Source organism: Methanobacterium sp. (assembly GCA_030017655.1).
Classification (GTDB): domain Archaea; phylum Methanobacteriota; class Methanobacteria; order Methanobacteriales; family Methanobacteriaceae; genus Methanobacterium_D.
Map to the genome: position 1 here is coordinate 20,017 of JASEIM010000024.1, position 8,752 is coordinate 28,768.

An 8,752-nucleotide genomic window follows, 5' to 3' on the forward strand; every position below is an offset into this window, starting at 1 on the left:
ATAATTAATCCTGTCATTCATTATCTTTCTAATTAAAAATTGTATTTGATAGCATATATGATTTTATACTAAGACAAAAAGAAAAATTAAATATCATGGTATTCATTTAGAGATTTTACTCTGACTTCGCCTTCCCTTACTTTTTCGATTGCAGTCAGTGCTGCACGAGCCCCTGCAAGCGTTGTAACGTAGGGGATTCCGAGTTCCACAGCAAGCCTTCTAATATAGTATCCATCGTCTGCAGACTGCTTACCTGAAGGAGTATTTATAATAAGATTAATTTCCCCATTAAGTATAGCTTCCTTGATATTAGGCGACCCCTGGCTGATTTTCTTAATTCTATCAATTTTAACATGATCTTCAACTGCCCTTGCAGTTCCTCTTGTTGCAAGCAGTTTAAAACCAAGTTCTTCAGCTTTCTGGACAATGTCCAGTATTTTATCTTTATCTGCATTCCTGACGCTGATAAATATTTTCCCTTCTTTGGGAAGCTCCATATGAGCAGATAACTGTGATTTATAATATGAAACTCCAAAATTATCATCAATTCCCATACTTTCTCCTGTTGATTTCATTTCAGGTCCTAAAATTGAATCTGCCTCTGGGAGCTTGATAAATGGGAATACCGATTCTTTAACTGCAACGTGATCAATTTTTATCTCATCAGTAAGACCTAAATCTTTAAGTTTATATCCTATCATCAGCTTTGCTGCTATTTTAGCAAGAGGAACGCCCACTGCCTTACTTACAAATGGTACTGTTCTACTTGCACGTGGATTTGCTTCTAAAATGTAAACTTTATGTTCTCCATTATCTTTTACTGCATACTGAATATTCATCAGCCCTACCACATCGAGTTCAAGTGCAAGTTTTCGAGTATAGTCTTTAATTGTTTCTATAACATCCTCAGGAATTGTTTGTGGAGGTATAACACATGCTGAATCTCCAGAATGGACTCCAGCTTCTTCAATGTGTTCCATTATTCCACCAATAAATACATCTTCTCCATCACAAAGTGCATCTACATCCACTTCAATGGCTTCTTCAAGGAATTTATCTACAAGTATTGGATGTTCTGGAGATATTTTTACGGCCTCTTTCATGTATTCCTTAAGTTCTACATCATCATAAACTATTTCCATAGCTCTTCCGCCGAGTACATATGAAGGTCTGACAAGTACCGGGAATCCAATCCTTTGAGCAGCTTCTCTTGCTTCTTCAAATGAGTAAGCAGTTCCATAATCTGCCTGAGGGATATTTAATTTCTCTAAAACCTGTGTAAACCTTTCACGGTCTTCTACCCGGTCAATACTTTCATGAGGAGTGCCCAATATTTTCACCCCTTCTTCTGCAAGAGGTACAGCGAGGTTTATTGATGTTTGACCTCCAAACTGGACTACAACTCCGTAAGGTTTTTCTTTTTCAATAATTCCCATAACATCCTCAAATGTTAATGGTTCAAAATAAAGCTTATTTGATATATCATAATCAGTACTTACAGTTTCTGGATTGTTATTTATCACTATGGTTTCTATTCCTTCATCTTTAAGGGCCATTGCACCATGTACGCAGCAATAATCAAATTCTATTCCCTGACCAATTCTGATTGGTCCCGCACCAAGTATAATGACTTTCTTCTTATCAGAAACTTCTACTTCATCAAATTGTTCGTAAGTACCATAATAATAAGGTGTTTTTGCTTCAAATTCAGCCGCGCAGGTGTCAACCATTTTATATGTTGGAAGGATTCCATTTTCTTTTCTCATGTCCCTTATTTCTTCTTCCCCATATCCAGTAATTTCTGAAAGTTTTTTATCAGAAAATCCCATTCTTTTGGCTTTTCGAAGCATGAAAGGATCAGAAATAGTTTCTTTATCTAATTTATTTTCAAAATCAATAATATTCATTATTTTATAAAGGAAAAATTCATCAATTTTTGTAATTTCTTTAATTTCATCAATACTCATGCCCGATTTAAGAGCAGTATAAACCTGAAAAATTCGATCATCTGTTGCATTTTCCAGTGCTTCTTTATCATAATCAACATCATCGAAACCAAATCGTTTAATATCAAGAGATCTTATGGCTTTATGCAGAGATTCTTCAATAGTTCTTCCAATAGACATTACCTCCCCAGTGGATTTCATCTGAACGCCAATTTGCTTATTTATGCCTTTAAATTTATCAAATGGCCATCTGGGTATTTTAGCAACTACATAATCAATTGAAGGTTCAAAAGATGCTGGTGTTTCTTTAGTAATGTCATTCTGTATTTCATCAAGGGTCATGCCTATAGCAATTTTTGATGATATTTTGGCTATAGGGTATCCTGTGGCCTTTGAAGCAAGTGCACTGCTTCTGCTTACCCTTGGATTTACTTCAATCACTTTATATTCTCCAGTTTCTGGATGCACTGCAAATTGTATATTACACCCTCCCTGAATCTGAAGAGCTCTTATTATCTTAATAGAAGCATCTCTGAGCTTTTGATTATCATCATCACTTAGTGTTTGAGAAGGAGCAACAACAATGCTTTCTCCAGTGTGTATTCCCATAGGATCGATATTTTCCATGTTACACACAATTATACATGTATCATTTTTATCTCTCATTACCTCATATTCAAACTCTTTCCAGCCCATTACGGATTCATCAATGAGAACCTGACCTATGAAGCTCATATCAAGACCACGGGTTGCTACTTCTCGAAGCTGTTCTTCGTTGTAAGCCACACCCCCACCAGTACCTCCAAGTGTGAATGCTGGTCTAACTATAACCGGGTATCCAATTTCTTCAACCGCTTCTAAAGCTTCTTCTAATGAACTTACCGCTCTTGCTTTTGGTACAGGCTCATTTAGCTCCTTCATAAAGTTATCAAAGAGATCACGGTCTTCTACATTCCTAATTGTTTCTACTGACGAGCCTATAACCTTAATTCCTTCAAGGGCACCGATTTCTTCAAGTCCTGTTGCCACATTTAAACCAGTCTGTCCACCCATTGTGGGCAAAATAGCATCTGGTTTTTCTTTTTCTATAATTTTTGCAACAATTTCGGGAGTTAATGGCTCGACATAGACTTTATCCGCCATGTCCATGTCTGTTTGAATTGTTGCAGGATTGCTGTTAACAAGAATTGTTTCTATCCCTTCATCTCTTAATGATTTACATGCTTGAGAGCCTGAATAATCAAATTCGGCTGCTTGCCCTATTTGAATCGGCCCTGATCCAATGATAAGAACTTTTTTTATGTCGTCGTCTTTCGGCATCTTTAGTCCCCTTTTTGTAATATTATTTATGTTATGTGAATTTAAATCCATTTAACTATATTTTTATCCATATTTAAGTATTTTGAATCATAATTGAGGTATTTTATCCTTAAATATGGAGAATTGGTCTTTTTATTAATTTGTTAATATTTTCTTATAATCTTAAGGAATCTGTCAAAATTATAATCTGTATCATGAGGCCCTGGACCTGCTTCTGGATGGTACTGCACACTTGAAACTGGTAATTCTTTATGTTCAATTCCTTCAGGAGTTCCATCATTTAGATTTATCTGAGTCATTCTAAGTGGTGTTTCCTCAACTGAAGAAGGATCTATGGTAAATCCATGATTTTGAGAAGTTATGGAAACTTTATCTGTCCTTAAGTCTTTTATTGGTTGATTTATTCCCCTATGGCCAAATTTCATCTTGTATATCTTAGCTCCAAATGCAAGTCCAATTATTTGCTGTCCGAGGCAAATTCCAAACATGGGAAGTCTTTCTGAAAGCTTTTTTACGTTACTTATAGCATCTTTTACTCTTGTAGGGTCCCCAGGACCGCTTGATAGAAGTATTCCATCAGGATCATAATCAAGGATCTCTTTATAATCCATTTTATAAGGCAGGACAACTACACCTGTTTCTCTTTTTAAAAGAGCATTTATACTGTTATTTTTTATTCCACAATCAAGTATTGCAACTCTTTTTTTGAATTTTTCTCCCAAAATCTTTGGTTTATCTACACACACCTGATCTACAAGGTCTATTTCTTCTATATTGGGTTGATTTTTTGCTAAATCCAGTAGTTCTTCATCATCAATTTCTTCTGTAGTGAGAACTCCTTTCATAGTTCCAAATTCCCTGATTTTTATTGTGAGTGCTCTTGTGTCTATTCCACTTATTCCAGGGATTTTATGTTCACTTAAGAAATCTGAAAGACTCTTTGTAGATTTTGCATGTGAAGGATGCTGACTCTCTTCTCGCACTATAAATCCTTCTGCCTTTATTCCATCTGACTGGAACCATTTTTCTGATATTCCATAATTTCCTTGAAGTGGATAAGTATTCATTAAAAGTTGACCTTTATATGACGGATCTGTGAGTGATTCAACGTAGCCTGTCATTCCTGTTGCAAAAACTACTTCTCCTGTCTTCGTTGTCTCAAAACCAAAACTTTCACCATAAAGAATTGTCCCATCTTCTAAAGCTAATTTTGCTTCTTTTACCATTTAATCACCATATTAAACATGAATTCGCCCAAATAGAGCTAATATTATAATTAGTAAATTTGAATAATTGATAAGTTTCTTAATCTCATTTGATTTTCAAGTATTTAGTCTTTGGGTAGATCCATAGAATCTGATTTCAGGGTCTTTTTCATCATTACAGCATCTTCACCGTCTTCATAATAATTTTCAAGGAATTCCTTTTCCTCAAAGCCCAATCTTCTGTAAAATTTTCTTGCGCCTTTATTTCCAACCCTGACTTCAAGCTTAATATCCTTTACATTACATTTAGCGAAGATATTTACAGCATAATCTACAAGCTCTGACCCTATACTTTTTCTTCTGTATTTTTTATCTACTGCAAGAGAAATTATATGACCCTCATCTTCATATCTGATCCAAAATATAATATATCCCACAACAATATTATTTTGCTGTGCTACAAGAAATCCTGCCCCAAGGTTATAAATATCTATAAGTATGCTGGGTGGATAGGGATCATCAAAAGCAGCTGTTTCAATTTCCAGAACTCTTTTAATGTCTGGGCGTTTAAACTCTCTTATTATCATGAATATCTCCGTGATAGAATGTGGGAAGATTTTACTCAATATATCATCAATAATTATGCCGATGCGGATAAGATAGTAGAAGTGGGTACTGGAAAGTTTTATAAAGTAGCATCCATTCTCCAGAATAACCTTAAAACTTCTATTGTAATGACGGATATTAAACCTTCTTGTAACAAGATTATTCAAGATGATATTTGTAATCCTAACTTAAAAATATATAAGGGATCATCTCTTATTTATTCTGTAAGACCAGAACCAGAATTACAACCATGCATTATAAAAGTTGCAGAAATGGTTGGTGCTGACATTATTATAAAACCATTTTCTACTGAATTTATAAATTCAAACAAAATGAAGCTGGTAAATTACAAAAAAGCGACTTTTTACATATATAAATAACTACTCAAATATTAGAATTATGTAATTAGATTTTAAGGAACTGTAAAGAAGTGTTATGATGAAATGGCAAAATTTAACTGTAGATGAAACTTTAAAGACACTGAAATCAGATGCAGAAAAGGGTTTATCAACTGAAGATGCCAAGAAACGCTCTATCAAATTTGGAAAAAATGAACTGGTGGAAAAAGAGAAAGCAGGCCCAATTAGTATTTTTCTTAGCCAGTTTAAGGAAATACTTATAGTTATACTGATAATTGCTGCTATTGCCGCTGCTTATGTTGGAGATACAATTGATGCAGTTGTTATTTTAATTGTAGTGGTTATAAATGCTGTCGTTGGATTTATACAAGAATATCGTGCGGAAAAAGCTATGGAAAAACTTAAAGGACTTATTTCCAGTGAAGCTGTTGTTATTCGGGATGGTAGGGAACAAAAAATACCTGCAGGCGACCTCGTACCTGGAGATATTGTTATTATAGAAGAGGGAGACAATATTCCTGCAGATTTAAGGATAATACAAAGTTCTGATTTAAATGTTGATGAATCAACTCTTACTGGAGAGCAACTTCCTGTTGAAAAAATTTGTGATCCTGTCGAACTTGGAAAAGAAAGCACATGTAATGCTGTATTCATGGAAACAAATGTATCCTCTGGTAGAGGTAAGGGTGTTGTTGTAGCGATAGGTATGGACACTAATATAGGAAAAATAGCAGAAATGATACAGGAGGAAGAGGAAGAAACACCATTACACCAAAAAATAGGTAGACTTGGAAGAAATCTTGGAATTCTTGCAATAGGAGTTTGTTCACTGGTATTTATTTTAGAATATCTACAAGGCATTCCAATAGTTGATACATTCCTCACAGCAATCTCACTTGCAGTTGCAGCTGTTCCAGAAGGTCTTCCAGCAATTTTAACATTAACACTTGCACTCGGAATGCAAAGAATGGCAAGAAGCAATGCCATTGTCAGGAAACTCCTCGCAGTTGAGACTTTAGGTTCATGTAACGTTATATGTACTGATAAAACAGGAACTCTTACTAAAAATAAGATGACTGTTAGAGAAACCCACATTACTGCCCCTGAAAGAGCATTTGAAATTTCTGCATTATGTAATAACGCCAGCATCCATGAAGGTAAAACTATAGGGGACCCCACAGATGTTGCCATGCTGGTTTTTGCTGAAGAAAATGGATATTTAAAATCAGAGCTTGAAAAAAGATATCCAAGATTACTTGAAATTCCACTGGATAGTGTCAGAAAAAGAATGACAACAGTGAATGAAATTGAAGGAGATAAATACGTTCTAGTTAAAGGGGCCCCTGAAATTGTACTGGGAAGATGTATGTGGATTGAAAGAGATGAAAGAATCCAAAAGCTTACAAAACAGGACAAAGAAGTCCTATTAAACGATTTAAAAGATATGACTAGCAAAGCACTTCGTGTTCTTGCTCTTGCCTATAAAAAAATCCCCCACGAAGAAAGTAAGTTTGATGAGCTGGACAAGGACAAACTCGAAGAAAATCTCATTTTTGTTGGTTTGGTTGGGATGATGGACCCACCAAGAAAAGAAGCTAAAGACGCTGTTGCAACATGTATAAATGCAGGAATTAAGGTGGTAATGATAACCGGAGATCATAAAGATACCGCAGCAGCCATAGCAAAAGAAATTGGAATTCTTACAGATGGTAAAGTCCTTACTGGCTCTGAACTTGATAAACTCACCGATGCTGAATTTGAAAGAATTGTTGAGGACGTTCAGGTCTATGCAAGAGTTTTCCCCGAACAGAAGGTTAGGATTGTGGAGGTGCTCAAAGATAAAGAAAATGTCACTGCAATGACCGGAGATGGTGTAAATGATGCTCCTGCCCTAAAAAAGGCCGCTATAGGAGTAGCTATGGGAACTGGTACAGACGTTGCCAAGGAATCCTCAGATATGCTTCTTCAAGACGATAATTTCGCCACAATTGTTAGAGCTGTTAAAGAAGGGCGTACCATATTTGATAATATTAGAAGATTTGTCAGGTTCCAGCTTTCAACTAACATAGGTGCTATACTCACCATTACTTCTTCTTCAATTATGGGTCTTCCTGTGCCATTCAATCCAATTCAGGTTCTATGGATTAACATTATTATGGACGGACCGCCAGCACAATCTCTTGGTGTTGAACCTCCTGAAAAGAATGTTATGGAACGTGCGCCGATAAAAGAAGAGATTATTCCAAGGAAAAATCTTTTAAAAATAATTATTGCTGGAGTGGTAATGACCGTAGGGACACTTGCACTCTATTATTATGAAATCATAAGCGGAGTGGGCGCTTTAAAAGCTACATCAATAGCATTTACAGTTTTTGTCATGTTCCAGATTTTTAACGTGTTTAACTGTAAATCAGAAATGAATTTAAGAAACATTTCAAATAAATTTTTATTTGTCGCCATTTCAATGTCATTACTACTACAGATAGCCGTTATATATACCCCATTCCTTCAAGGAATCTTTGAAACAACTGCATTATCATTAATTGATTGGATTGTGATTATTTTAGTTTCCTCTACAATCCTTATAAGCGACTGGCTTGCTGAGAGATTTATAAAATAACCAATATGACACAGGTAGAACATTACTTCCTTTCATAATTTGTAATATGAATTGGTGTTATAATTAATTTATAAGGTTGTGAATATGCCAGAAAAAGGTAAAACAAGCATAATAGTAATGGCGGGCACTAAAGACGCTGCCAGAATCATTGAAAGACTGAGTAAAACAGGGAATTTTAAAGTACTGGCCACAACCACTACAGATTACGGTGCAGATATTGCAAAATCAGCAGGTGCAGATGAGGTAATCTCAAAGGGTCTAAGAACTGAAGAAATTACTGAAATAATTAATAAAAAAAAGATAGAATTTTTAATCGATGCAACTCATCCTTTTGCTGCAGAAGCAACATTTAATGCCATAAAAGCTTCAAATACTACTGAAACTAAGTATATCCGGTTTGAAAGACCCCACATGGAACTTCCCGAAAGTAAACTGATTCATAAAGTATTTTCTTTTGAAGAAGCCGCATTTAAGGCTAATGAATTAACAGATGGCCAAGTTCTTCATCTTGCAGGCGTTTCAACATTAAAATCTGTAATTAAGGAAATTGATCCTGAAAGATTATTTGCAAGAGTTCTTCCTGCTTTAGATTCCATCCAAAAATGCCTTGATCTTGGATTAAAACAGGAAAATATCATAGCAATGCAGGGAACTTTTTCTAAAAACTTTAACAAAGTATTAATGGACGAATATAAT

6 protein-coding genes are annotated in these 8,752 nt (G+C 35.2%); 3 read left to right on the top strand and 3 right to left on the bottom strand.

Features of this window, described 5'->3' with window-relative positions; all coding sequences use genetic code 11:
* Nucleotides 1–86: 86 nt before the first annotated feature.
* From carB to rimI, 3 genes are all read right to left on the bottom strand, one after another.
* Entirely contained in the window at nt 87–3,266 is a 3,180-nt protein-coding gene (gene carB, locus QMD61_09730) for a carbamoyl-phosphate synthase large subunit (GenBank protein MDI6724910.1), read from the bottom strand.
* A gap of 143 nt (nt 3,267–3,409) precedes the next feature.
* A complete protein-coding gene (gene carA / locus QMD61_09735; protein MDI6724911.1) occupies nt 3,410–4,492 on the bottom strand; it encodes a glutamine-hydrolyzing carbamoyl-phosphate synthase small subunit in 1,083 nt (360 codons plus the stop codon).
* A 104-nt stretch (nt 4,493–4,596) separates the two neighbouring features.
* Nucleotides 4,597–5,058 (bottom strand): ribosomal protein S18-alanine N-acetyltransferase, encoded by a 462-nt coding sequence (gene rimI, locus QMD61_09740; protein MDI6724912.1) that lies wholly within the window; start codon nt 5,056–5,058, stop codon nt 4,597–4,599.
* 18 nt (nt 5,059–5,076) lie between these two features.
* On the opposite strand from rimI, the gene QMD61_09745 reads away from it, so the two are divergent.
* From QMD61_09745 to cobK, 3 genes are all read left to right on the top strand, one after another.
* Complete coding sequence (locus tag QMD61_09745) at nt 5,077–5,457, top strand: UPF0146 family protein (protein ID MDI6724913.1); 381 nt, start codon at nt 5,077–5,079, stop codon at nt 5,455–5,457.
* A 58-nt stretch (nt 5,458–5,515) separates the two neighbouring features.
* The gene (locus tag QMD61_09750; protein MDI6724914.1) at nt 5,516–8,056 is read left to right on the top strand and encodes a calcium-transporting P-type ATPase, PMR1-type; all 2,541 of its coding nucleotides are present in this window, start codon (nt 5,516–5,518) and stop codon (nt 8,054–8,056) included.
* An 84-nt stretch (nt 8,057–8,140) separates the two neighbouring features.
* Nucleotides 8,141–8,752 (top strand): precorrin-6A reductase (cobK, locus tag QMD61_09755; protein ID MDI6724915.1); only part of this gene is annotated, 612 nt, incomplete at its 3' end.

What these genes read in the sequence shown, in the direction of transcription:
- carB (MDI6724910.1), bottom strand. Translation starts at nt 3,266, where the DNA reads ATGCCGAAAGACGACGACATAAAAAAAGTTCTTATCATTGGATCAGGG.
- carA (MDI6724911.1), bottom strand. Translation starts at nt 4,492, where the DNA reads ATGGTAAAAGAAGCAAAATTAGCTTTAGAAGATGGGACAATTCTTTAT.
- rimI (MDI6724912.1), bottom strand. Translation starts at nt 5,058, where the DNA reads ATGATAATAAGAGAGTTTAAACGCCCAGACATTAAAAGAGTTCTGGAA.
- QMD61_09745 (MDI6724913.1), top strand. Translation starts at nt 5,077, where the DNA reads ATGTGGGAAGATTTTACTCAATATATCATCAATAATTATGCCGATGCG.
- QMD61_09750 (MDI6724914.1), top strand. Translation starts at nt 5,516, where the DNA reads ATGAAATGGCAAAATTTAACTGTAGATGAAACTTTAAAGACACTGAAA.